Origin of the sequence: Massiliimicrobium timonense (assembly GCF_042850985.1) — a bacterium.
GTDB lineage: Bacteria > Bacillota_I > Bacilli_A > Erysipelotrichales > Coprobacillaceae > Allocoprobacillus.
Window position 1 is genome coordinate 1,969,081 of record NZ_AP031415.1, and the last position, 24,594, is coordinate 1,993,674.

The following is a 24,594-nucleotide window of genomic DNA, read 5'->3' on the forward strand; positions in this document are numbered from 1 at the left end:
GAACGCATGATAAAAGAACTTATCCCTAGTAATCCTCTAAAACTATATTTTCTTTATTTATCTGATTTATAGATTCAACTAAGATAGATAACGTATATGATCCTTATTTTAAATAAATTATTCTTTTATTTAAACTTGAAGAGCACCTATCCCGACAATCACAGCTATTCACTTTACTAATTTTAAGAGGTCAACGAAACTTATGCCAATGTCATGATCAGTATTAGCCGATATAATTGCATCTCATGACTACCTGATAAACAGGTTGACCTTATTCATTAAGTGTGATATCATCGCCAATCTCCTTTATTCCCTGTCTATATAGATTTAAATCAATAACAGGTGTTATATACCAGCATTTATACAGTAAGTATGTTACCTTATTAAAAAAACGAATGACTACAAAAATATCCAATATTGACCTGATAACCTAAAAATTTAAATTACACAAAACTGAGAATAGCGTGACAGAATCGAATCAAAAGGTTGAATTAATATTAAAACAAAGAAAATTAATGGATTATATAGAAGAATACGCAGAGCAAAAGAAATAGCCAAAGTACATTTTTCATTACTATTTCAGCCCTAGTCAATGGGAGAAGCAGAGTAACGGCGCTAGTAACTTCATAGTCAACGGGAGAACCTAAATGATTAGAATAGATATACAATTTGAAAGAACATTACACTTTATTCATTATTGGCAAGTAGCTTTTCAAGAGAATTTTTCTTAAGATCATTTAGAACCGTAAAGATACCTCTCATAAAAGCATAACAGGAACCTAATGTAACAAATAGTCAAATGTAGCTAGAATATTATAAAGATGATCTAACATCGAAACCTGAAGCCACTTATCAATGGGAATGAGGCCTAAAACGGAAGATCTTAATCTGACTTTTGACTAGACAGGAGGTACGAGAATATAAAGAGTACAAAATAGGATCAAAATTTAAAAGTTTGACCACCGGAAGAGTAGAATCGAGCGAAGTGGATTTTAAACGACGAATATTAGACTCAGAGAAATCCTTGATAGAATTCAAGAGAAAAACATCATGGGAAGATAAATGTTAGCCATAAAATAACACCTCAGAAAATGATTTCACGTTTACCATCATTAACAATAAGCCGCCTAACAAAACTTACAATAAGTTAAGTAAATAGTAATAAAACGGAGATAAATAAAACAATGTTTTTCCATGACACTGTCAATAATTTCTGAATGCATTAACACTATATGTTAGTATGTTACAGCATGCATTAACTAATCAAAGGAATAACACTTCACTAAAAGCATCGCAAAACTTAATAAAATAAACGCTAATATTTATCATCTAGGAAACTCATCAAAAGCAAGACAGTAGAAAAAGCTTTAAAACCAAAGCAGGTAAAATAAAAGAATTAACACTAGCCTAATCTGACAAAAAATTACAATACCCTGCACAACTTTCTGATTTGTTGCTAATAGCAGGGAAAAAATACAAGTTAATTTATTAATATAAGCTATATCAAATTCCAAATCGTATATTCATAGAACTTCGTCTGTCCACATGCCCATAGTCGAACAGTTTGCATTCAATCATAGCTGATCAGAAAATTTATATATATTATTCTCCTTTTACGATGTATGAAACAAGGTGTCACAACCATTAAATGAGGATTTTAATTTGTAATCGAGTAGAATCACAAACAGGTACACATTTCAAGAAAAAATCGAAACAAATGAGTACTAAATACGATTAGATACATCATCTATACAGTTCTTCTAAATCTGTGAAAACAACACTTATTATGTAATAAATCTGATCATTCATACTTGTTCTATTTACATATGTTTTTAATAATGGTATAATCAAAAAAATAAGTATAGGAGGTACTTAAATGAAAGAAATTAAAATAAATTCAAGGAATGCTACTTTCCAAAAAATTGTGGTTCTAAAAACAAACCGTAATAAACGATACAAATATAAAGAATTTTTTGTGGAAGGGGTAAGAAATATAAATGAAGCTATCAAAAATCATTGGCAAATTTCTTCATTCATCTATTCAGACAAATCAAAATTATCAGATTGGGCAAAAAACAAAATTGCATCAACTAAAACCGACCAAAATTATATTCTAAAACCAGAATTAATGGATGATATAAGTAACAAAAACGATACTTCCGAAATACTTGCTATTGTGAAAATGAAAGAAGATAGTTTCAATAATATTCGCATAAAAGAAAATCCATTTATCGTTTTGTTAGATAGGCCGTCAAATAAAGGTAATTTAGGTACAATCATTCGATCAGCAGATGCATTAGGAATTGACGGGATATTAATCACGGGGCACTCAGTGGATGTATACGACCCTGATGTTATAACATCATCTATGGGTTCTTTTTTCAATATACCTTTTATCCGGTTTTCTGAACACTTAAATATTTATGATTATCTACAAGAATTAAAATCAAAGATACCCTCGCTTCAAATTATAGGTACAACATCACATAACGAAACAAACATTAGCAAAATTAATTTCACAAGGCCTACAATTCTTATGATTGGCAATGAAACGGTTGGTCTTAGTCAAGCATATAAAGAATATTGTGATCAATTGGCTACTATTCCAATGAGTTCTAGTTCCTCAGCATCGTCATTCAATATCGCATGTGCAACAACTGTATTTTTTTATGAAGCATCTAGACAAAGGTCGCATTAATTTGTTTTTTTACCAATCAACACACTTAAATAGTTACTATTGTCAGAGTCAGACAAATTAATTAATAATTATAAATGCTATGAATTCCTGCCAGCTATCTGACAGGAATTTTCTGTATATATAATCATCTATATACATCAATATTATAGTCGAGTTCTTAACAAATTATGATTATATATTTGCTTTTCTTTGTAACATATTGTAAGCTATGTTATAATAATAATTTTATAATAATTATTTAAAGTTATACATTTCGTTTCACTATTCTTGTTTTGGAAATTTCTTTCTTTTTTCTAAAATGTCTAATTCATATGCTTTTTGTTTACCAAGAGTGCTATAGTCAGTAATATCTAACATTTCTCTATCTTTCCAAAGAGCAATTACTAGATTGATACCATAAAAATCAAAGAGTGAAAACAACCGTCTAACAGAAGGTTCAGTAATATTATTTTCATATTCAGAAATAACTGACTCACTAAAGCCTGTTGCTTCAGATACAGCTCTTATAGATAAATTTCTTTCTTTTCGTAATTTTTTTAATACCTTCCCTATGTTCATAGTTTCATTCCTTTCAAAAGAATGATACTCTATTTTTATTCGGCATGGCCGATGTTACAATAAAAAATCGGTTTAATCGAATTAATTTTGCTTTTATTTCAAAAACCGTAGCGTGCAGATCACAATGAATTGTGAAATACAGCTACGGTTTTTCTTCTCCGCTGAATTTATATCCCACACCCCAGACAGTAATAATGTATCGTGGATTGTCTGGGTATGGTTCAATTTTCAGTCTTAGTTTTCTGATGAATGAGGAAAGGTTGCTTGCGTCTGGTGCATTGTCATATCCCCATACTTTTTCATAAATCTGTTCCTTAGTGAATACCTGTCCTCTGTGTGAGTATAGAAAATACAAAAGGTCAAATTCCTTTGCAGTTAAATATATTTGATTGCCTTGTTTATCCATTACAATGCGGGTGTAAGGGTCGATAGTTAAATCTGCTGTATGGATTTTGATAATTGCAGGCGTTGTGTTTACATTTGAGGACAGCCATTCTAACATCTGCTGGAATAAACTATCTTCTTTATCAGTAAATTCTACAATTAGTATTTTCCCATAGCAAAACCCCCTATAATAATATTACCTCAAGGGGAAAACAAGAGAAACTCTCGCCCCAATCGTCTTATCATTTTCTTTTAAGTTTTCAAGTTTTACAAATCCGAAATGTTCTTTCATTATTTTTTCTACTATCGTAAGTCCTAATCCATAATGCGTCCCATTTCTTGCTTTGTTTTCTGAATAAAATTTTTGCGTTGCTTTTTCCAAACTTTCTTTATTAAACCCTTTACCGTTGTCAATTACACTTATGACATATTCGCTTTCATCTCTTTTAAACAGTAATTTTATTTGAGAACCACTTTTAGAAAATTCAACAGCATTTGAAACAATATTTTGAAATGCCTTTTGAACATTCTTTGGCTCTATCACCAAATTGTCCGCTAAATCTTTTTGTATCACAGAAACAGTTATATTTTTCAGACTGGCAATTTGATTTGCAAGCGAAATCAAATCATCTACATATTTTTCGTTGAATTGAACATATTCCATTTTCTGCTGTTCCAGCTTTACGAGAGTTTTCAATTCATCTACATATTCAGATATTCTGGTAATTCCATCTAGTGCGTATTTAACGTATTCCTTTTGCTTAATATCCATATCAGTTTCTTCTAATAATTCCAAATTACCAGATACAACAGTAGCAGGCGTTTGTATGTCATGCGTAAGTGATTGAATACCATTTTCTAAAAGCTGTGCCTGTTTTAATTGCTTTTTTGTACTCTCTTTTACCGTTCTTTCCATTTCGCTTAAAATAATGAGAATATCATTTACCTCTTTTAATGAGCTGGATAATTCAGAAATTTCTTCATCGTCAGACAAAATGGTTTTCTGTATATTCGTTATCTTGTTTAACTCTTTACTTAACTGATTTCTATATAGTTTTAAAATCGCTAAAAAGCCTATGATTACCGTGAGAAGAAAACAGATAATAATTGTTAAGTCGGCACTCGGAAAAATATTCCTCAAAAAATTGTTAGAAAACTGCGAGGTAGCACTCTTATATCCCAAAATCCACTTTTCAGATGAATTACCAATAAGTTCATAAGTTGTTCCATTCATAAATCGTAATTGATTAACTTTTCCTTTTTCACAAACTTCTTTTATTAGTTCTTCATCTTGTATAGAACCATATACATAATCACCACTCTCTGAAAGTTTAGCATATTCAATATAATCTGGTATGGACACTTCATCTAGTGTACCATTAAGAGCATTATTTTTTACGGTTTCTACATTTTGATTTATTACATCTGGCGAAAGTATAAATCCTGTTTCTACCAGAAAAAAAGTCCCTAAGCCAAATATCATTACTGTAATAAATGCGTAGCAAATTTGAGAAATACTCAGTGTCAATAACATTCGCATTATTGATTTTTTTCCCATTGATAACCAACTCCCCAAATTGTTTTTATCGGTTCTTCTTGATAACCTTTGAATTTTTTTCTGATTTCTTTAATCCTTTCTCTTATTGTTGTTTCAGCGTCTCCCATACCGTCAAATCCGAAAATTTTTTCATATATCTCATCTTTCGTAAATACACGATTAGGATTACGCATTAGTAAAGAACATATCTCATATTCTGTTGAAGTCATATTTATTTCCGCTTCATTTACATAGATTTTTCTGGCTGTAAAATCGCAAAATATATTTCCAATATGAATTAGATTACTTTTTGTCCTGTTTTCTCTACGCAAATGAGCCATTATTCGATAGCGAAGTTCCTTGATAGAAAAAGGTTTTATTATATAATCATCTGCACCAACGGAAAACCCTTCTATTAAATCCTGCTCAAAACTTTTAGCGGTTAGAAATAACACAGGTATGTCAATTTCTCGTCTTTTTTCTTTTAGGAAAGTAAAGCCGTCTAATTCTGGCATCATAACATCAAGTATCAAAAGATCGTGTGTATTTATATCTCGAATAGATACGCCGGATAATCCAGTATACGTTGTTATGTTATGGTCATTTTCTAAAGCGTTTTTTATAAGTTGAAGTAAAGATGTATCGTCATCTATTACTAATATTTTAGCCATGCAAATTTCTCCTTTATCCTTTTTGTTTTCCCTCCCACTTTTTAAACCATATCACCATTCCTATGAAAAGCAGAACAGTTGATAATATCTGTATCATCAAATCTAATGATAAATTAAACCCTTGCACACATAAATTGTTATTATCAACGAAAATCTCTGTTGTTTTCAAAGACCATATCCACGGAATAAATCTCCAGATATTTTCTTCAATCATTGGAAAGGAACTGATATAAGCGACCAATATTGTTCCAAAAATTCCAAATCCTATTGAAGCGCCTATATTAAAATAGAAACTACTCCATAATTGGAACGGTACAAGAAATATTAAACCTATCAAAAAGATAATTGCAGTTTTCAAAAAAAGGAGAGCAGTACAGTTGTCTGGGTGATAGAACCCCCATATACTAATGTATAATAATACCATAGAGACAAGGACAAAGGAAGTCAGTATAAATAATAAATAGATACATTTAAAAAGCCAATTCTGCTCTCTATGGATACTTCTCCTTATTACTTGATAATTACCAGCCTCCTGCTCTTGTTCTCCCATAATACCAGCCAAAACCCCTACTAACAGTGGTGCAATCATAGCTGAAATGTTTATCCAATAGTGTATGCTTTCAGAAACTATTTCATCTTTACTACTTGTTCTACAAAAAAACAAAATAGAGAAAACTACTATAATAGATAATACAAAAGGAATTACATTTAGCATAGTTCTTTTACTCTTTATATGCTCTACACGTAACGCTTTCATTAAGTACATCTTAATTTCCCTCTCTTTGCGAAAATATAATTGATGTTATCAAAGTAAATATGACAAAACATATAATAGCAAGTAGAATAGCTATAATAATTGTATTAGTATTTAGTAATTCACTCGTACTTTCTAAAACAATTCCGTTTGGATGAATTTTAGTAATAGGTACAACTCCTCTTACTGCATAGCTATACGGGTTAAAAATCCAGTAGTTTTCTGGTGCCATAATAGGTGCTGAAATAAATCCTAAAAAGCCTATTCCCAACGCTCCAGCCACTTTAAAGTTATGAGCAAAGAACAAACCAATAGGAATAATGGATAAAGATGTCAGCCATGTTATCCCACCCATTTCTAACACAGAAATTATCGTATTCATTCCAAGATGATTAAATAATGCTAAAATGCAGACGAAAGCAGTCAATAAAGCAGTTGCCATAAGTGAATAAAATGCCAAAGTAAATATTTTTGCTATCCATACCTTTCCTGCTGAACGTGCTTCTACATAAATTGAACGATAGGTGTTATTTTTCTTTTCTGTATATTCTGTCAAAATACACAGCAACGAAATGCCTAATGTATTAAATGACATTGTCCACATATTAAAAATCATTTTTGTATAATGTTCCCATGAATTTTTTAAAGTATCGGGTGCTAAATTAGCTATTATCATAAGAAGAATAGCAAATATCACAGCCCCTATGAAAAGAATAGGTCTAAGTAAAGTCCTTTTTGATTTTAGCAGTTCTGAACGAAATAACTTATACATAGGAATATTCCTCCTCTCTTGTAACACTCATAAAAATATCTTCTAAATTGTCATTGCTATTTACTTTCCCCTCGTATTTTAATTTCCCGTTTATGATAATTCCAACATAAGAAGCTATGTGTTGAATTTCCGCAAGGTTATGGCTGGAAACCAAGACTGTAACTCCACTGTCATTTAGCCTTTTTATTAAGTCTCTCAATTCTTGAATACCGACAGGGTCTAAACCATTTGTCGGTTCATCAAGAATAACTAAATCAGGATTTCCTAAAAGTGATATTGCAATCCCTAAACGCTGTTTCATTCCTAGAGAAAAATTAGATACTTTTTTCTTCCCTGTTTTATCCATTTTTAACAGCGTCAGAACACGTCTTATTTCTTTTTCTGGTACACCCAACATACAGGCATGAATTTCCATGTTTTCTTTTGCAGTTAAATTCCCATAAATTGCCGGATTTTCAATCAAAACTCCTATTTTGCTTAAAACGTCTTTAGACCACTGTTTGCCGTTGAAAATAATTTCTCCACTACTAGGTTTTAACAATCCACAAAGTAGTTTCATAGTTGTACTTTTGCCTGCTCCATTTGGACCTAATAAGCCATAGGTTTCTCCCTTTGGTATCTTTAGAGAAATCCCCTTTATAATGTTTTCGCTTTTGATTTTTTTCGTTAAATTTCTCGTTTCCAAGATACAATCCATATTTATTTCCGCCTTTCTTTATTCATAAATTTGCTTAGTAAAGCCCTTGTTTCTAAGCAGTTACAAATATAAGGTATAAATATAATTAAAACGTAACTGAAACAAAAAAACCGTAGCGTGCAGATCACAATGGATTGTGAAATACAGCTACGGTTTTATTGTTCTACCCTATAATTTTCCAGTTACTATCCTTATGAAGCGTCAGTTCATACTGTGATACCTGTGTCGCCTTTGTCTGATTGTCAATGAACTTCACCGCAACGCTCACTTTTACATTGTCGCCGTCAACCGTAAACACAGGATTGACAAGCTCGGAGTAAAGATAGTCCCCGTTTATCGGTTCAAGGGCGTTTCCCTCTACATAGTAGGCAAGCTCCTTGTCCGTTGCGGTAGGGTACAGCTTGAAGAATGTTTCCAGAAATGCCGTAGCGTCATTTACTGTGTCAGCGTCTACGCTGTTGTCCGCTTCCTGCACCTTTGGTTCATAATCAGATTTTTCCATAGCAGGAGCAAGGGTCGGGTTCTGGATAATCACCATATCCCCGTCAGCGTCTACATGGACGGTCACGGTATAGGTTTCTGATACATTCCTTGTCTGGTCGCCCTCTTTTATCTGCTGATCTACTTCGTAGACAACAGTAAAAGCGTTCTCCCCAGCCTGTTCCACGTCCCAGATAAGTACATCCGTGACTGTGGAGCTGGTCGGTATATCCGTTCTCACCGTATCAACATTCAAATCCTGCAATTCCTGTGTCAGATAGGCACTGATAGTCTGTGTCCTTGCTTGGATTGCTTCCTTGCTGTTGCTCCATGTATAGTAGGATTTCGCAAAGTTCTTCACAAAATTTTCTATACCGTTGGTGTCATTCAAGCGTAGCTGTATGGTTTCTATCTCATGGGTGGTGTGCTGGTCGATAGCGGTAAAGTTCTTATACACACCAAAGCTCACGCTTGCGATAAGCACCACCCAGAGGGCAATCACGGACTTCTTATGCGTCCCCACTTTCATAGTGCGGATTTTCTTTTCCTTTATCGGTTTTTCTTTCTTCTTGAACATGATTTCCATTCCTTTCTATTGCTTAATTCTGCCAGCCCCGATAAGGTGCTGTTGCCAGTAGCTATTGTTCAAATCAGCGTAGCCTATCGGGTCGCCAGCGTGGTACATCTGGTTATTTCCTACATAGATACCGACGTGCGTTACATACGTTCCCGCATTGTAGGTACTGTGAAAGAACACCAAATCCCCAGCCTGTGCCTGTGAAAGCGGGATATGCTGGGTAGCGTCATACTGTGCCTGTGCCGTTCTCGGTAAGGAAATGCCCGCCTTGCCATAGCACCATTGAACCAGCCCCGAACAGTCAAAAGAAGTGTTAGGATTGCTCCCGCCGTACACATAGTCCCAGCCTTGATATTTCAGAGCTTCGTTCATTATCTTCTGTGCCAGCTCGCCCGATACTTGACTGACCGTAAGATACTGGCTGACAAGCTCCACATAGAACATATTCCCGTACCCATAACGCCAGCCACCGTTGCGGGCGACAGCGATAGGGTTCGTGTAGGTGACTTTCTTCCCGCCTGACTTATCACGGGCGAAGTTCTCTGCCAGCGTAAAGCTGTGCTTTTTTCCATTCTTAGCCACATAGTCGATATAGCCACCGCCATAGTTATAGGACTGTACCACGACGTTTATATCCTCTATGCCTTGATTTTCTGCTGAAGAAAGCAGGGACGCAAAATACTTGCACCCCTGCTTGATTGAGCTTTCTGTATCAAGGGAATTAGGCGGTAAGCCCATGCTCTCGGAACTCTGCATAACGTCCTCGGCTGTCCCGCCACTTTCCACCTGTATGATTGCCAGCAGATAGGGGACGTACTCGGATATGCCGTACTCTTTAGCGTATTTCTCCACCATAGGCTGATGTTTCAAGACCTCTGCGGACAGGTTCATGCCCGTTACCCATGAGGAAGAACCACCGCCCCCGTCGTCGTCCTCGGCACTGATAAGGACACCAAAGAAAAGCACTATCGCAATAAGGAATGGAAACAGACTGCCAATAATGGCGAGATGTCTTAGTTTCATTTCCTACGTCCTTTCTTTGTGGTGGTTTTCTTCACGGTCTGTTGATTTTTCTGGTAATTCGTCTGTTTCTGCTGGCTGGAAAGAGTACGCTCTGTCTTGCTTGTCTGCTCCACGGTACGTCTTACGGTCTGTCGCTGTCCCTGTGGCTGTGATACAGGTTCAGAAGTTTTCTTTTCTGTACCAGAAGCAAGCGGACGCTCCTTGACGGATTGTGGCGTGGTCGGCTCGGTATGTACCTTGTCGGTCGTGGCAGGACGCTTGATTTCCTGCATTTTTCCTGTGTCTGTCTTAGAAGCGGTGACAGGTCTATCATGGGGACGGGTAGCTCCTGTTGTCGCTGATCCGTCCGTCGTTCTGCCAGCCTGGTTTGCTTCCTGTGCCTTTTGAAGCTCCATACGCTTGTCAGCGATATTCTGTCTGTGCTGTTGGAGCTTGTCGGCACGCTTGCTCTGTCTGGTTTCCTGCCCCTGCACAATGCCACGCTTGAAGTCGGACACATTTTCCTTTGCCTTTTCCTTAGCGGAGTGCAGGGCATAGGCGGTCTGGGTCGGCATATCCTTGATGTTTTCCTTGACAGCCGTTGCCTTGTCCTTGACCTTATTCTTCGTATCAAGCACCGCACCTACGGCTGAACCAGCTCGGCTTCCAAAGGACGTATTGTCACGCTTGCGGGTCGTGCTGGCGTGAGATTGTTTGTTTCCAGCAGAAGAAAGAACCGCTCCTGCCATAGCTCCCGTTCCAGCACCTACCATACTTCCTTTTCCAACCGCCCTTGCGATACGGTGTTCCATACGCCTAGCCCTGTGTCGCATGAACAGATACGGGCGACGGAATATCCTGCGTCCCATGCTCTGGCTGTCCCCAGCGTTAAGGCTGAACATACTCATAAGGTCGCCCAGCTTCATATAGATACCCGCAAAGCAGACTATCTGTAAGAACGCTATCATAAAGAACGGGTAATCGGTGGAGATATTGTAGAACATACTGGAAATAGAAAAAGCCACCGTGACAATGAGCGTTATTCCCGCCCTTGTCATAATTGTATTGAACACTCGGACGATTGCCTGTTTCGCCATGTTCTCATAGCTGGGTATCATAGAAAGTAAAAAACTGATAGGCAGGAACATAGCGAAGATGATAAAAAGTATCTGGGAGAATATCATCATGCCCGTAAGCAGGAATACGAATATCGTTATCCCCAGATTGAAGATGAGCAGAAAGAACACCATTCCCAGACGGTTGATGACCTGCGGTATCGTCAGATTGTCGTTGTCGTTATCCTCGATTTCTGTTTTTACCACGTCCTCACGGGTTGCCCCGTCGTCTGCTGACGGACTGACCGATACCAGAGCTTCCACACGGTCAGCTCCGATTTCTTCTATATCGCTGTTGCCGAATTGCAAGAGTAGCCACGGCTGTTGCACCTGTATGGAGAACAGGCTGTCCCTTATCAAGTCCACGCTGTCTTTTCCCGTACTGTCGCTGTCGGGGAGCATTATCTTTGTCCCCAAATCCAGCGAAGCCGTGGAAATGTCCGAAGAAAAGTCATTGATTTTCTTGATATAGTCGGGAGCGTAGGCGATAAAGGAAGCGGACAGCACGAACACCACAACAAAGTTGATAACGGCGTGTAATGCCTTGCTGGTTTCTCGCTTGATAAGCCCTGTGTAGGCAACATAGATACCCACGATAAGGATAATGAGAAGCAGGAAGCCTACATAGAAGCCAGTGCTTCCAAAGCCGTTTTCCGTCACGCCCGCTAGGGTCTGTATGCTCTTGCCGATACTGTCTGCCATGTCGTTGATAAAGTCCAGCTTATACGCCTGCTGGACAACGTACCCTGTGGCGTTGCTTAGATATAAGCTGATAGTCCAGATAAAGTTGGTAATACAGTAAAGTCCATACTGCACGCTCTTTCCGATACCGTCCAGCCAGTTCCACGGAAGCCAGCCCCAGCTATTGTCCACATAGAAGTCAAGCTGGTAATTCTCCAACGGGTACTGTGAATACAGGTTGTCCGCATTAACGGTATCATCTACCAGCCCAGAAGCGTGTGCCACCGTCCCCAATAGGGAGAGCAGGGCAATGGTCGTCAGTACCACAATCACAGCTATCTTGAAAAAACGAAAGAGCTTCTGTTTCGTCAGAAGCCTCTTTATCCTATCTTTCATCACTCCACCTCGCTTTTTACGGGCGGTCTGGTATCAAAGGCGTGCAGTAATTCTTCAAAGACAGGGTGTATCTGCACCACGCCCACACGCCCGTACAAATCTTGAAGCAGGCATTGTCCGTTCTCCAAGTCACGGAGCCTTTTCTGGTTGTTCTCGTCGTCCTTGTCGATACCGAAAAATTCAAGGGTCTGCTTTATCTCGTTTATATCCGTAGAACGGAAAGCGAATTTCAGACCGATATTATTTTTTAGGCTCTCTTTGGACACGTCCCCAGAGGATTGCGTGACGAAGTACACGCCAGCCTGCATAGCACGTCCCGCACGCACCAGCTTGTTAGAGAGGGTTTCTCCCTGTGCCACGTTGAGGAACGCCCACGCTTCATCAAGGTCAACGATTTTAAAAATGCTTCTGTCACTATGGATAAAGTCAAGGGCAAAGGTGGAAATGACAATCAGCATAGCCACGGACAGCAGTTCTATGGTCGTGTATTCCTCAAAGGTCGTGTCCTTGTCTGGGAGTACCAAATCTGCCACCTGTATAATATTGAGCTGGTTGTCCAAGCTGATAGCATTAGACACCGAACCGTCAGAGAACAGCAGATGTGCAAAGTCATAGTCCGTAAAGCTGTCGATATGGTCGGCAATGTTGCGGGCTATCGCCGTGTCCTCTCTGCGTAGCTCGTCTATCACATGGAGCAAGCCTCGCTGATCGCTCTGGGTCACGGCTCGCACCGCTTTTCTAAGGACAGGGAATTTCTCACCGTCCCTAGAGGAAATCCCCGTAAGGAATGTGAGAATGTCTATCGCCAGACTTTCAGCGTCCTTTACGTTCTTCATAATCACGAATGGGTCAAGAAGCCCTGCATTTTCCTTATCGCTGGTAAGGTTGACGATATTGATTTCATGGGCTATCTCTGGGAGCGTTTCTTTCCAGTTGCCACGCTCGCTCTTAGGGTCGAGAATGACCGCCTGTCCCCCAAAGAGAACGGAATAATAGACAATCAGATTGTTGCAGAATGACTTTCCACCGCCCAGCGAACCGACAAAGGCAGAAGCTAAAGCATTGGTGACTGTCCCCTTGATACCCTGTGAAGCAAGAGAGGGCTGTAAATAGACGTTTCTTCCCGTGTCCACGGAATAGCCGATATAGATACCTGTATTCTCGCCAAGCTGTTGTGTCGCCCCAAAGCCAAGCCCCGCCAGAAAGTCCGATTTCACATACTGCACATAGTCATTGATATAACGCTTGCTGGCGGGGAGAAATTCAGAGTGAAGCCCCAGCATATCCCCAGCAGGACGGACTAACTTTACATTGAGGTCGTCGTAGAAGTCCTTGACCTCATCACAGCGTCGTTTCAGCTCGTCAAGGTCGGGAGCTGATACACGGATAACGTAAGAAAGTTTATACATACTTTCCTTGCTCTGGTCTAAATCGGTTTCCAGCTCGTCCACACTGTCTAATGCGTCCACCACATTTGAGCTTGTTTCACTCCCAGACTGATAGGCGTGATTATCCAAATCTTTCAGCTCTTTTTTCTTGTTGCGGACAGTCGATAACGCTTTTCTGTTTCCGACGATTTCAACATTCATGCTTGTGTCCACGGGAAAGGTGAACTGCTGTTGCTGGAAGTAGAATATCTCACTGGACGGAAAATCCAGCTCGCCCACAATGGCATTGACGGTAAAGTAGGACACGAAGCTCTCGCTGTCCTCATGTTCCAGTCGCAAGTATCGCTGGCTTTCCTCTATCAGACAGCGGGTCGGACGGATAAGGTCGTACTGCTTGATAAGCGTTGCCTTTTTCAGCTTCTTCTTTGGAAGCGAATACTCGTAGTCCTCATACGCCACGCCGTCCCTGCCGTAGATATGCTCGATAAGATACCCGAAGTCATTCTTATCCAAACGTCGGAACTTGAAACGGCGGGAGATTTTATTTTCCAGCAGCTTTTCCATTTTCATGTAGCGGTTGATTTCATCATCTGGCATGGAGATAAAGTCGTTCATCAGCGTATGGTTGACCTCATTCAAGAACTCTTTGAACGTCAGAAACGCCGATTTCTTCATGCTTTCAAGGCTCACTTTTTCCTCTGTCACAATGAGCTTGAAGCCGATAAAAAAGCGGTAGTCTACTTGATTGTCCCCAATCATGGAAACAAGGGCTTCCGTCTGTTCGTCTATCTTCTGTATCGCCACATCACGAAGTCGCCCCGTCACCAGCTTCTTTGACTGCTCCTGTATGCTTCTTATGGAACTTTCCGTCGCTATCTGCAAGGCGTGTATCTTCCCCTCACGGCTCTGTGCGATAAGCTGACGAAAGCTGTCATGGACGATAAATTTCTGTTCAGCCGATAGAAAGCTGTAATTGTATGGTATCAGCTCATAGTAGGCGAATACCTCATTGTCCTTGTTCCAGACAAGGTTGTTGTCGATATATTTAATCGGGAACATACATCACACTCCTAACCGCCGTGACGGGTTCGCTGAACACTTCTTTTTCCAGCTTCACGGCTTTTCCTGCATAGGTCACTTTTGGTCGCAGAGCAAACGTAATCTGCGATTTCAAGAAGCTGTAAGGCTTCTTGCCGTCAAAGGTCTTTTGGCTCATAAACCATGTGAGGGCAACGGGAATACCGAAGTATTTCAGAAATGCTCCCTCGATAAGCGATAACGGCGGTAAGTCCCCTAAGAGAATGACGGCAAACTCCGTAATGACAAACCACGTTATCTGGGTAAAGGTAACGGGAAACGGGAGAGTGAAGTCGTTGATTGCATACAAGACTTTCTCCACGTTCCAGATACCCGTGTAGCTCTTAATCTTCTCCAATTCGTTTCAGCTCCTTTCGTTGTAATGGAAAAGGACAGCCATTTTCAGACTGTCCTTGATAGAAAAAAGCTGTCAGTAGCGACTTAATCTGTCGCTGATCTGCCAGCTCTAATATGGTATCTCGCATATCCCACGGCTTGTTTCAATGAATGTTCCCTCTATGGACAAGTCCCTGCCGTATATAAATGCTACTATTAATATGTACAAAAATGATCATATAAAAATGTACAAAATCAATTCAACATAATATAATAATTCAGTTTTTATTGGAGGTTATATTATGATTATGAATTTAACAGTCAATTCAAGTATTGAGATTAATTGCTTGCTTGATTTACCAAAATTGAAAGTATTAGTAGAGGAGTTAAAATTGAAAATAAATAAATCACAGATTGCCAGAGAGCTTGGTGTCGATAGAAGATTGATAGATAAATATATGAATGGTTATACTAAGCCAAAGAAAAGAGAAAGAAAAAGTAAGTTAGATAAATTTTATCAAATAATATATGACTTACTGATCAATCAAAATACTCAAGTTTTCTTTTATAAAAGAGTTTTATGGCAGTATCTAAAAGATATTCATGGATTAGAATGCTCAGCTTCACATTTTAGAAAGTGGATCAGTCAACATGAGGAATTCGATAAATACTTTAATGGCAGAACAAACAGGACAGTGAATGGTAAAGTTAGAAACAGTACTACAAATCATCAGTCAATCAAAAGAGAGACGGGTATGGGAGTTGAAGCACAATTAGACTGGAAGGAAAATATGCATTATACCTTAAATACAGGTGAAGTTATTGAATTAAATATCTTTGCACTTGTTTATTCCTATTCAAGATATAAAGTTAATTTTATTTCGCTTACAAAAAAGCAAGGTGCTCTATTCCATTATCTTGATCAGGCATTTGAAGCAGCAGGTGGTGTGCCTGACATTTTAAAAACCGATAATATGAAAACGGTTATGGATGAGGCAAGAACAGAATATTCGAGTGGAAAGGTCAATGCGAAGTTTCAACAATTTGCGAATGATTATGGCTTTGTAGTGAAACCATGTATTGCCGGAAAACCATGGAGTAAAGGAAAAGTTGAAGCACCAATGAAATTATGGGATGAACTATATGCCTATAATGGAAAATTAAACTATGCACAACTGAATGAAAAAGTAACGGAAATTAATGAAAGGCATAATTGCCAGGTGCACAGTGCAATAGGAAAAATTCCGAAGCTTCATATTCAAAAAGAAAAAGATTTCTTATCCCCCTTACCACAAGAAAAGATAAGAAATCAATATAAAATCACCATTAAACCAGTAAAAGTAGATTCACAAAGCTTATTTTCCTATAAAGGAAATAAATATTCCGCACCACCAGAATATATTGGTAAAACAGTGAAACTACAAATATTTGATGATTATATACATGTGCATTCTAACACAAAACTCATAACAATTCATCAAATATCTCAGTCAAAATACAATTATCATGAAGAGCATTATCAAAAAATATACGAAGTAAGTTTTAAAGATAGTTCGGATGAAATTAAACAACTAGCTAAGGAAAATTTAAATTTGATAGGAGAAATATACAATGAGTAGTACATATATGCAATTAAGAAATAACCTGAATTATTTGAAACTAAGTCAAATGAATGAAAATTTAGATGAGATATTGGATTACATAACTAAGAACAATCTATCCCTTACTGAAGGATTGATTAAATTGACCCAAATAGAAATCGATCATAGAGAAAAGAATATGATCAAATCAATGGTTAAAGTAGGGGCTTTTCCTCACCATAAAGAATTAAGGGATTTTGATTTTGATTTTCAATCATCAATTAATAAACAACAGATATTGGATTTTGAGACACTCAGATTCATTGAGAATTGTGAAAATATCGTATTTCTAGGTAATAGTGGTGTAGGTAAAACACACCTGGCTGTAAGTATAGGCATCGCCGCAGCAAAGCGTAGAAATAGTACATATTTCATCAAATGTCATGACCTTATTCAACAATTGAAGAAAGCAAATAATGAGAACAGATTGGAAGATCGACTTCGCCATTTTACCAAATATAAAGTATTGATCATAGATGAACTTGGCTATCTTCCAATTAATAAAGATGATGCGAAATTATTCTTTCAACTGATAGATAGACGTTATGAAAAAAGAAGCACGATATTAACTACAAATATCAATTTTAGTGAGTGGGATGAAGTTTTCTGTGATGCGGTAATGGCAAATGCCATTTTAGATAGAGTCCTTCATCACGCGCATGTGGTAACTATAACGGGTAAATCCTATCGGTTAAAAGATCATATGAAGCCAAACGAAGAGGAATCCTAATATTAAGAAGTATTCCTAGTTATATTGAACAGGAACATAATTGTACATCATAAATGATCATTTTTGTACAAAATTATATTGACATTTATACCGTATGCTTCATAGTCGATATAGTTCTGCAACGGTAGCGGAATTTCACCCAATACCTGCAACTCGTCAATGAAGTAATAGGCAACGTCGGTCATGTCCCCGCAGTCTGGATAATAATAAATCTCGTCCTTATGCTCGTAAACTTCTTCCAGACTTCCATAGTAGGAAACAAACTCGTCCAGAGCGTCCGTGATATAGTCGGGAAGCTCACAAATCATGTCGTACATCTCGTTGAGTTCTTCAATGGAGATATACTCCCCGATTTCAATAGGGAAGTTGTCGGTATCATGGACAGCGTATTCCTCATAATAGCTGTTCAGCCCGATACGCTCCGCAACATCTTCCTCGTCGATAGGAAAAGAAAACCAGTCCCCGACAAGTTCGCCCTCATTGTATTTGCCAAGATTAGCGATATACACCCTCATGTCGTCCACCACAGGCTTACACCTCTTTTCTACGGAAGTTCATAGATACCGTGGTCGGTTTCCACAAAGCGTCCGTTGTCGTCAAGGTACTGCCCGTAGGCTTCATAATCGAAATAACGGATAACATTCTCACTTAGGGAAGTAAAGTCTGGGTCATTGTTCAGAATGTGGCGGGCAACGTCCGTCATGTTCTTACACCATGAGTAATGAATGATGTCGTTTCTATATCTGTGCAATTCATCAAGGTCGGTGAAATAGCACATCAGCTCCCCGTAGTCCTCTTTCAAGTCAGAGGGTAGGCTTTCATAGGTATGGTACAGGTCGTCGAGTTTTTCAATGGTGGTATCTTCCTGCACTTCATCAGCAAAGGGAAGCTCCTTGCCTGTGATATAGTAATAGTCGCTATCTACATCAATCCCCAGCAGTTCTTCCACCTGTTCCGTGTCGATAGGCAGGGTGAACCAAAAGGCTCTGATTTCTCCGTCTGTCGGTTCTCTTGCTTCAATCTGCACACGCATTTCTTCCATGTTTCATCACGTCCTCTCTTGTCAACGCTTCCTGCATAACGGCGTAAGGCACACCGAATACATAGCGTGAAAAATCTTCTAACTGTTTCTTAGGGTAGTCGGACAGGCAAAGGCGTTTCATCTCAAACCAGACCGCACGCTTGTAGTAGGGCAGGTCGGAGAGATACGAACAGCCGATTTTTGCCTGCATATCTGTAAAAATATCTTTCAAGCAATCACTCCAATCTGAAATTTGAGTATAAAAAAAGCGGTTGATCTCCAAAGGAGGTAACCGCTTTGTGTCGGGATATGCAGTTATTAAATTTATGTCATTAAAAAAGTAAATTCATTACTGACATTACCGTTCCAGCTTCACATTCTGCGTAATCAAGAGTATTATCTGGATATAAATACACTTCTGAAAATTCTTTTGCCTTTTCTTTTACTTCGTCACTAATAATTATCGAATTACAGTTCTTGCAATGTAATACAGGTGCATTTATGACTTTTATAGTTTTTCCGTTAATGGTCATAGAAAATTCGCTAGTTTCCGTGTGTAGTGTATTATGACATTTTATACATTTCATTGTAAATCCTCCTTGATAAATTTCCATTCGCTAATTTCTATACCCACATTATATCAGCCATATTTCAACCATTCAATGAAATTCATAGCGTGACTATCTTTTATCTGCGTACCATTCCGTCACCCCCTTTCATTCCCCCTATGCCCGCACTCCCATAGGGGGACAGGTAAGTTTGCTTGACCGCAAACGATTGATTGTTACGCTCCAATGATACGGTTGAACAGCTCTAACAGCACGTCCTTGACACCGCCGGCATTGAATACCAGCCCAACAGCGATTAAGGCAATCACAAGGAAGCCGATAAGTTTTGAAAACTCACGTTTAAATCCTAAGTAGATACCGATTACCACGATTGCCATAAGCACCAAGCTCTGGGCGTTGCTTAAAAACCAGTTGTATAAGTTCTGTCCGAAATTCATTCTTTATCAATCCTTTCTTTTTTGATTTCTTCCATTTGCTCGTCAGCCATTTTGCTGACCTGTGCGATACACATAAGGACGACACCGATACCCATTCCCAGCGATACCAGCACCAAGTCCTTGACAAGTTCTGCCATAGTCAAAATTCTCCTTTACTCTGTGACAAGTTCCTCTGTGTCCGCTGTCTGCTGTCTGATTATCTGCAAATGCTTTTCCGTCAGCTTTGCGTTGTCCTCAATCTCTTTCAGATAGCTTGTGCTGTTGCCAGCGTCTATCTTTTTCAGCATTTTCAGCGTAGGGGCGACCTGCCTGCTTATCCAGCCCAGCGTCCTTTCCAGAGTATACGGCTCTGGGTCTGTTGTCAGCTTGATAGGTGGTCGGTCTTTTCCGATAAACCACGCCCAGCGGTCATTGAGCTTCCAGTCTGTCTTTCGCTTCTCTGGCTCTCTGTCCACGAAGCGGATATAGTGATTGATGATAGAAAATGCCGTCTGTTCTGCGTCATAATGGGTCAGCAGTTCACGGACGGCATAATAAGCTCTTTCATCTTTCAATCGTATCTCGAAGCGGTTCTTTATCGGTGCTTCCTCAATCGGTATTCCCAGCTTTGCGTACTGTTCGTAATTCTTCTCATAACAGCAGAAGTAGACTTCCGATTTCAGAGAACCGATATACAGCGTGTGTCCCATGCCCGCCTTGTCCTGCTCGTTGTGCTTCACCAGCTCGCCAGAAGCATAGGACTTGAAAGAACGGAACAGGGAAACACATTCCTCACGGTTGCATTTGGCGGTCAGATCTGGAATATCCAGTATGCCCGCCCTGTCGTTAATCGCAAGGTCAAGGCGTTTCATCACACCGCCCTCAACCAGAGCGTCCATGAGGAAGTCATACCAGCTACGCCCCTGTGCCAGCAGATAGCTTTCAAACTGGCGACAGCCTTTTCCTTTCAGCTCCAGAAGCGTGCCTTTTTCCTCATCTTGTGAAGTGTAGACGAACACATCACCCAGATAGTAATGCTCTGTGTACTTGTAGTGTCCGTAGTCCTCATGGAGCATATAGTCAACATTGAGCTTCAATATATCTCTGATAACGTGCTGTATATCCAGCGTGGGGAAACGGATACGCACATAGTCGAACAGCAGGAACATGGGAGCGTCGGGATTGAATTTCTCGACCGCTTCCATGAGCTTGTCCTGCATATCTTCCGTGAGGTTGACTTTTCCCGCTTCGATACGGTTCAGATGTTCACGGCTGATACCAGCCATGATTGCAAGCCTTGTCTGGGACACGCCGTAAGATAGGCGTTTCTCTTTCAAGGCAGTTATAAAGGTGCTTTCATTCAGCCTGCATACCCCCAATCGTGTATTTTTAGAAATCTGTGATATTTTCCGCAGATTGTCACAGTCAGCCATGAGTGAGAGAAAACCCTTTTACCAAGCGGGATTTCCAGACTTTTTGACCGTAGTTTCCAGCGGAATTGTGCCCCTCTGTTAGATACCGAGGGGCTTCTTTCGTGGAGCAGGGCAAGCCCTGCTCCACAGGACGGCTTACACGGTCTGGACGCTAAAGCTGACCGTTCCAGCCGTCAGTGGTTCAGTCTATCCTTGTCATGCCCGTATAAACTACGATAACGTCGGTATCAGCAGAAAGGCATTTTCTGACAATCTCTTTGTCAATCTCATATTCATGGTATATCTGTCTGAAAAACTCCTTATCCACCACAAGAAACGTAAAGCGGTAGTTGAACCCATGAATGGAAAGCCATTCGTCCAGCACCACGGAAAAGAGCAACGGAAGTTTCAATCTCCCAAGCCCCGCTTCTGTCAGAATATCTTCCATGCGTGCATGATAGGCTTCTGTCGGAAATTCCTCGCATTTATCATCAGTCGTGCCAGCGACACTTTCCAAGTCCGCAAGAAAGCGGTCAAAGTCTACGCAGACACCCTCAACATGAAAATCAGTGTTAGGGTCGCTGTAACCCATTTCTAAAAATCCCATAAATTTTTCAATTCTCCTTTCGTTCATCTGATACGGTTTGTCTTGCCAGTGCAAGAGAGCTGATAGTCTGTAAAAAATCATGCCCCTTTGGTACAAGGGGAGTGTAAAACTCCGATATGACGCTCGTTCCCACATCACAATAGCCACGTCCTTTGATACGCTTCTGGAAGAACTGTTTCTTTACGTCGCTTCCAAAGAGCATACCGTAGCCTAGCTCGCTGATACGCCCCAAGCCCACACGGAAGTTGAAGTTATCTCTGATACCGTCTGAAAAATACTTTGCGTCGGGTCGCTGGCAGGCAACAATGAGAAAATAGCCCGCCTGTCTGCCGAGCATGACGATTTTCTTTAGCTGGCTTAAAAGGCTTATGCTTTCCTTTGTCCCCAACATTTCCAAGAACGCCACATACTCGTCAAAGATAAGGAAGCAGGGCGGTAAGCCCAGATAGGCATAGTTTTCGCCCGTCTTGTAGTCTGGGTGTTGCTTCATTTCCTCGCTTCGCTGTATCATGCCCTCATAGAACGCATTGACACATTCAATCATATCTTCTTTGGTATGGTACACGTTATCCATGACCGTACCCAAGTCCGCAAGGTCAGCGTTCTTAGGGTCTAAGATGAATAGCTGGGCGTTGGTCTGCAAGAGGGCTTCAATGATTGTCAGCAGGAAATAGGTCTTTCCACCGCCAGTCCCGCCACAGATAAGGGCGTGAGGGAGTGCGTCATATTCCCATGTGAGGTTCTTCATCAGACGCAAGCCCCCGTTTTCTGCTTTTACTTCGTCAATCGAGATACGGTTCGCTATCATGTCATAAAGTAAAACGTATTCGATATAGCCGTCATGGAGCGTCTTGTCGGTCAGTTCACAGTAAAGCCCGCTTTCCAGCTTATCTTCCAGACGTAAAAGCTGGTCTTGATACTTTCCCAAAGAGATTTCACAGAGGATATGGAGCAAGCCCGTTTCCATTTGATAATAGATTTTAGGAAACCAGACGATTTTTTCCCTTGATCTGCTCTGCAGGTCAGTGAAAAAACCGCTGTCCTGTACGGTCTGTGCTTCATACCACTTGTTGTCCAGTATCATGCGTGCCAGCTTTTGACGGTGCGATAGCTTCTTGAAGCTGTCATAGCAAAAGCGGTAATAAAGAAAAGCGACCAATGCACAAACACCAGTCGCTATCAAAATCGTTATGAAGTTGTAGGTGGAAAGCGTTATGCCATTATCTAGTAAACTGAAATGCTCCCAATCGGTACGCATGAGCTGTCCCATGTTCAGTAGCAGGAGAACCGCCACGAACAGGAGCAGGAGCGTACCCGCACAGAAGCGGTACACAAGGTTCTTGTCGCTGGCTCTGATACGCTTTCCCTTGTATTTATATAGGTTCATAAACACCCCTTTCTGGATATGGAAAAAGCGGTCAATCGTAAAGACCAACCGCTTTTTCTTTAAAGAAACCATGTCCAGTTATATAGTAGGAAATTACTTGCACAAGCTAACACCAAATAGATAACTGGCTCGAAATTCCCCAATGAAATAGTTCGCTGTTTTTCTTTTTTGTTAAAGAAATGATTTCCAATCATTTTCCACACAACATATCCTAAAACTGCACCTAATGTATTCATCAGCAAATCATCAATATCTATCAAACGATTAGTTGGTAATTGAGCAAATTCGATAAATACCGAAAATACTAATCCTGTTAGGGCTACTTTTATTGGATTTCTAAAATTTCTCCATATATACGGCAATAAAAATCCCAATGGCATAAGCATAATTACATTCATACAATAAGTAAATAAACCGTCTGACTGAAATGGGATAATTCCAATATTTGCCTGTTGAAAAGTCTCAATCAGCCCACCTTTTGAAATAATGTCCCATACAGTGCCGATACCCGTAACAGAAAAAACAAGCCATACATAAATCATCATAGTGTATGTCCAAAAATAATGTGTAGAAGTTGATTTTCTCTTACATAACACTAAAACTACTTGATACAGCATTACTGGAAACACAGTTAAAATGATTGGAATAATCAGCATTAAAATCACTATCCTCACTCCTCTCTGAAACTATGTACAATATTTTACTATATAATTCTGAAAAAATTTCAAAGATAAGTAAAATAGTTTCTTAATTTTCACTTGACAATTTTTATTTTTTCTGCTGTCCTTGCGGAGCATGGTTCTGTGGATTGCCTGCGGGCTGACCGCCTTTATTTTTCAGCACAATGTCGTCTGCCTTGATGTACCATTCCACGTCTGCCCCTCGGTAGTTGGCGTTTGCCACCGTATCGGCAACAGGGTTGATAAGCTCCACCTCGGCATTGTACGGATAGTCCTTGACAGGTATTTCCGCTGGGATAGATACCTGTATCGTGCGTTCCTGCTGACTGCATTTCAAATCGTAAGTTCTACGCTTGATTTCCTCGGTGGTCGTCCCGTCCTCATTCTCCACACGCACTTCATGTCTAAGGGCAGAGAATTTCAGCACTCCAAACGTCTTTTCCTTATCTAATACAATTCCATTCGCTAATCTCATAGTCTGATACCCCCTTTACTTGCTTTCCTCGGCTGGAAGCATATCATCAGCCGTTAAGATATAGTTAGTGTAGCCACGACCTCGCACGTTCTTTCCCTCGGCGGTAATCTTAGGATTGATGAGCTTTACTTTCTGCTCATACTTGAAACGCTTCTCCCCAGCCTTTGCGGGAAGCACCACGATAATGTCGTCGGCTCTCTGAATGTCGGAATACAGGTTATAGCTTCTCGTCACGGGGACAAAGCGACCATTGACACGCTGTTGCTCTACCTCATTTTCTCCTGCAAACTCCAAGTTACCAAAAGTCTGTGCCATGTCAGGCACGATATATTTCAATTTCATGTGTTCATACCTCATTTCTATAAAATCTGTTGATTATCAATGCTTTTATTCTGGCTGGTGGTGTGATACCCGTAAGCCCCCAGACCGTCAAGGGCAGGTAAATGCTTAAAAGCACCCTTGACTGTCTGTGTGCTTACAGGTGGGTGGCGGACAAGCCAGAATAAAGGGAAGCTCCGCCGTTTCCATGTATCG

27 protein-coding genes and 1 pseudogene are annotated in these 24,594 nt (G+C 39.8%); 3 read left to right on the forward strand and 25 right to left on the reverse strand.

Going from position 1 to position 24,594, the window contains the following annotated elements:
- The first annotated feature begins 1,876 nt into the window (after nucleotides 1-1,876).
- Nucleotides 1,877-2,698, forward strand: a complete 822-nt coding sequence (locus tag ACGHJ8_RS10260; RefSeq protein ID WP_144016364.1) for an RNA methyltransferase — start codon at nucleotides 1,877-1,879, stop codon at nucleotides 2,696-2,698.
- 261 nt (nucleotides 2,699-2,959) lie between these two features.
- Here ACGHJ8_RS10260 and ACGHJ8_RS10265 read toward each other — a convergent pair whose 3' ends face one another.
- From ACGHJ8_RS10265 to ACGHJ8_RS10325, 13 genes are all read right to left on the reverse strand, one after another.
- Complete coding sequence (locus ACGHJ8_RS10265; RefSeq protein WP_144016365.1) at nucleotides 2,960-3,256, reverse strand: helix-turn-helix domain-containing protein; 297 nt, start codon at nucleotides 3,254-3,256, stop codon at nucleotides 2,960-2,962.
- 142 nt (nucleotides 3,257-3,398) lie between these two features.
- Complete coding sequence (locus tag ACGHJ8_RS10270; protein ID WP_390540205.1) at nucleotides 3,399-3,758, reverse strand: winged helix-turn-helix domain-containing protein; 360 nt, start codon at nucleotides 3,756-3,758, stop codon at nucleotides 3,399-3,401.
- A gap of 78 nt (nucleotides 3,759-3,836) precedes the next feature.
- Nucleotides 3,837-5,198 carry a sensor histidine kinase gene (locus tag ACGHJ8_RS10275; RefSeq protein WP_390540207.1) on the reverse strand — a complete coding sequence of 454 codons (1,362 nt, stop codon included), beginning with the start codon at nucleotides 5,196-5,198 and terminating at the stop codon, nucleotides 3,837-3,839.
- Nucleotides 5,180-5,848, reverse strand: coding sequence for a response regulator transcription factor (locus ACGHJ8_RS10280; protein WP_390540209.1), 669 nt, complete (start codon nucleotides 5,846-5,848; stop codon nucleotides 5,180-5,182). The genes ACGHJ8_RS10275 and ACGHJ8_RS10280 overlap by 19 nt, the downstream gene beginning before the upstream one ends.
- A gap of 13 nt (nucleotides 5,849-5,861) precedes the next feature.
- Entirely contained in the window at nucleotides 5,862-6,614 is a 753-nt protein-coding gene (locus ACGHJ8_RS10285) for a lantibiotic immunity ABC transporter MutG family permease subunit (RefSeq protein ID WP_390540211.1), read from the reverse strand.
- Between the two features lies 1 nt (nucleotide 6,615).
- Nucleotides 6,616-7,374, reverse strand: coding sequence for a lantibiotic immunity ABC transporter MutE/EpiE family permease subunit (locus ACGHJ8_RS10290; protein WP_390540213.1), 759 nt, complete (start codon nucleotides 7,372-7,374; stop codon nucleotides 6,616-6,618).
- Entirely contained in the window at nucleotides 7,367-8,071 is a 705-nt protein-coding gene (locus ACGHJ8_RS10295) for a lantibiotic protection ABC transporter ATP-binding subunit (RefSeq protein ID WP_390540215.1), read from the reverse strand. Before ACGHJ8_RS10295 ends, ACGHJ8_RS10290 begins: the two co-directional genes overlap by 8 nt.
- A gap of 163 nt (nucleotides 8,072-8,234) precedes the next feature.
- Nucleotides 8,235-9,128: a conjugal transfer protein gene (locus ACGHJ8_RS10300; RefSeq protein ID WP_390540217.1), complete on the reverse strand. Its 894-nt coding sequence runs from the start codon at nucleotides 9,126-9,128 to the stop codon at nucleotides 8,235-8,237.
- Between the two features lie 15 nt (nucleotides 9,129-9,143).
- Nucleotides 9,144-10,151 (reverse strand): lysozyme family protein, encoded by a 1,008-nt coding sequence (locus ACGHJ8_RS10305; RefSeq protein ID WP_390540219.1) that lies wholly within the window; start codon nucleotides 10,149-10,151, stop codon nucleotides 9,144-9,146.
- Nucleotides 10,148-12,322, reverse strand: coding sequence for a CD3337/EF1877 family mobilome membrane protein (locus ACGHJ8_RS10310; RefSeq protein ID WP_390540221.1), 2,175 nt, complete (start codon nucleotides 12,320-12,322; stop codon nucleotides 10,148-10,150). The genes ACGHJ8_RS10305 and ACGHJ8_RS10310 overlap by 4 nt, the downstream gene beginning before the upstream one ends.
- A complete protein-coding gene (locus ACGHJ8_RS10315) occupies nucleotides 12,322-14,769 on the reverse strand; it encodes an ATP-binding protein (protein ID WP_390540223.1) in 2,448 nt (815 codons plus the stop codon). Before ACGHJ8_RS10315 ends, ACGHJ8_RS10310 begins: the two co-directional genes overlap by 1 nt.
- Nucleotides 14,756-15,145, reverse strand: coding sequence for a conjugal transfer protein (locus tag ACGHJ8_RS10320; RefSeq protein ID WP_390540225.1), 390 nt, complete (start codon nucleotides 15,143-15,145; stop codon nucleotides 14,756-14,758). The genes ACGHJ8_RS10315 and ACGHJ8_RS10320 overlap by 14 nt, the downstream gene beginning before the upstream one ends.
- Nucleotides 15,132-15,272, reverse strand: a complete 141-nt coding sequence (locus ACGHJ8_RS10325) for a hypothetical protein (protein ID WP_390540227.1) — start codon at nucleotides 15,270-15,272, stop codon at nucleotides 15,132-15,134. Before ACGHJ8_RS10325 ends, ACGHJ8_RS10320 begins: the two co-directional genes overlap by 14 nt.
- 153 nt (nucleotides 15,273-15,425) lie before the next feature.
- Between ACGHJ8_RS10325 and istA the strand changes: the two are divergent.
- A pseudogene (gene istA / locus ACGHJ8_RS10330) lies at nucleotides 15,426-16,738 on the forward strand (IS21 family transposase).
- Nucleotides 16,735-17,493, forward strand: coding sequence for an IS21-like element helper ATPase IstB (gene istB, locus ACGHJ8_RS10335; protein WP_087298346.1), 759 nt, complete (start codon nucleotides 16,735-16,737; stop codon nucleotides 17,491-17,493). The pseudogene istA and the gene istB overlap by 4 nt, the downstream one beginning before the upstream one ends.
- Nucleotides 17,494-17,540: 47 nt before the next feature.
- On the opposite strand, the gene ACGHJ8_RS10340 is transcribed toward istB, so the two are convergent.
- The 12 genes from ACGHJ8_RS10340 to ACGHJ8_RS10395 all read right to left on the reverse strand — a co-directional run bounded on the left by ACGHJ8_RS10340 (nucleotide 17,541) and on the right by ACGHJ8_RS10395 (nucleotide 24,402).
- Nucleotides 17,541-18,017 (reverse strand): antirestriction protein ArdA, encoded by a 477-nt coding sequence (locus ACGHJ8_RS10340; protein WP_390542433.1) that lies wholly within the window; start codon nucleotides 18,015-18,017, stop codon nucleotides 17,541-17,543.
- Nucleotides 18,018-18,037: 20 nt separating this feature from the next.
- Nucleotides 18,038-18,535, reverse strand: a complete 498-nt coding sequence (locus tag ACGHJ8_RS10345) for an antirestriction protein ArdA (protein ID WP_313908195.1) — start codon at nucleotides 18,533-18,535, stop codon at nucleotides 18,038-18,040.
- Nucleotides 18,510-18,746, reverse strand: coding sequence for a hypothetical protein (locus ACGHJ8_RS10350; RefSeq protein WP_390540230.1), 237 nt, complete (start codon nucleotides 18,744-18,746; stop codon nucleotides 18,510-18,512). Before ACGHJ8_RS10350 ends, ACGHJ8_RS10345 begins: the two co-directional genes overlap by 26 nt.
- A 100-nt stretch (nucleotides 18,747-18,846) precedes the next feature.
- Nucleotides 18,847-19,101 (reverse strand): YgiT-type zinc finger protein, encoded by a 255-nt coding sequence (locus ACGHJ8_RS10355; RefSeq protein ID WP_074137153.1) that lies wholly within the window; start codon nucleotides 19,099-19,101, stop codon nucleotides 18,847-18,849.
- 197 nt (nucleotides 19,102-19,298) lie between these two features.
- The gene (locus tag ACGHJ8_RS10360) at nucleotides 19,299-19,520 is read right to left on the reverse strand and encodes a hypothetical protein (RefSeq protein ID WP_010817890.1); all 222 of its coding nucleotides are present in this window, start codon (nucleotides 19,518-19,520) and stop codon (nucleotides 19,299-19,301) included.
- Nucleotides 19,517-19,657 (reverse strand): DUF3789 domain-containing protein, encoded by a 141-nt coding sequence (locus tag ACGHJ8_RS10365; RefSeq protein ID WP_021374764.1) that lies wholly within the window; start codon nucleotides 19,655-19,657, stop codon nucleotides 19,517-19,519. The genes ACGHJ8_RS10360 and ACGHJ8_RS10365 overlap by 4 nt, the downstream gene beginning before the upstream one ends.
- Before the next feature lie 15 nt (nucleotides 19,658-19,672).
- Nucleotides 19,673-20,863, reverse strand: coding sequence for a MobT family relaxase (gene mobT, locus ACGHJ8_RS10370; protein ID WP_390542435.1), 1,191 nt, complete (start codon nucleotides 20,861-20,863; stop codon nucleotides 19,673-19,675).
- A 250-nt stretch (nucleotides 20,864-21,113) separates the two neighbouring features.
- Entirely contained in the window at nucleotides 21,114-21,518 is a 405-nt protein-coding gene (locus tag ACGHJ8_RS10375) for a hypothetical protein (RefSeq protein ID WP_243164577.1), read from the reverse strand.
- Between the two features lie 7 nt (nucleotides 21,519-21,525).
- Nucleotides 21,526-22,905, reverse strand: coding sequence for an FtsK/SpoIIIE domain-containing protein (locus tag ACGHJ8_RS10380; RefSeq protein WP_129739576.1), 1,380 nt, complete (start codon nucleotides 22,903-22,905; stop codon nucleotides 21,526-21,528).
- Between the two features lie 59 nt (nucleotides 22,906-22,964).
- A complete protein-coding gene (locus tag ACGHJ8_RS10385; protein ID WP_204243901.1) occupies nucleotides 22,965-23,561 on the reverse strand; it encodes a VanZ family protein in 597 nt (198 codons plus the stop codon).
- A gap of 112 nt (nucleotides 23,562-23,673) precedes the next feature.
- Entirely contained in the window at nucleotides 23,674-24,060 is a 387-nt protein-coding gene (locus ACGHJ8_RS10390) for a YdcP family protein (protein WP_021401038.1), read from the reverse strand.
- Nucleotides 24,061-24,075: 15 nt separating this feature from the next.
- A complete protein-coding gene (locus ACGHJ8_RS10395; protein WP_022087958.1) occupies nucleotides 24,076-24,402 on the reverse strand; it encodes a YdcP family protein in 327 nt (108 codons plus the stop codon).
- Between the last annotated feature and the right edge of the window lie 192 nt (nucleotides 24,403-24,594).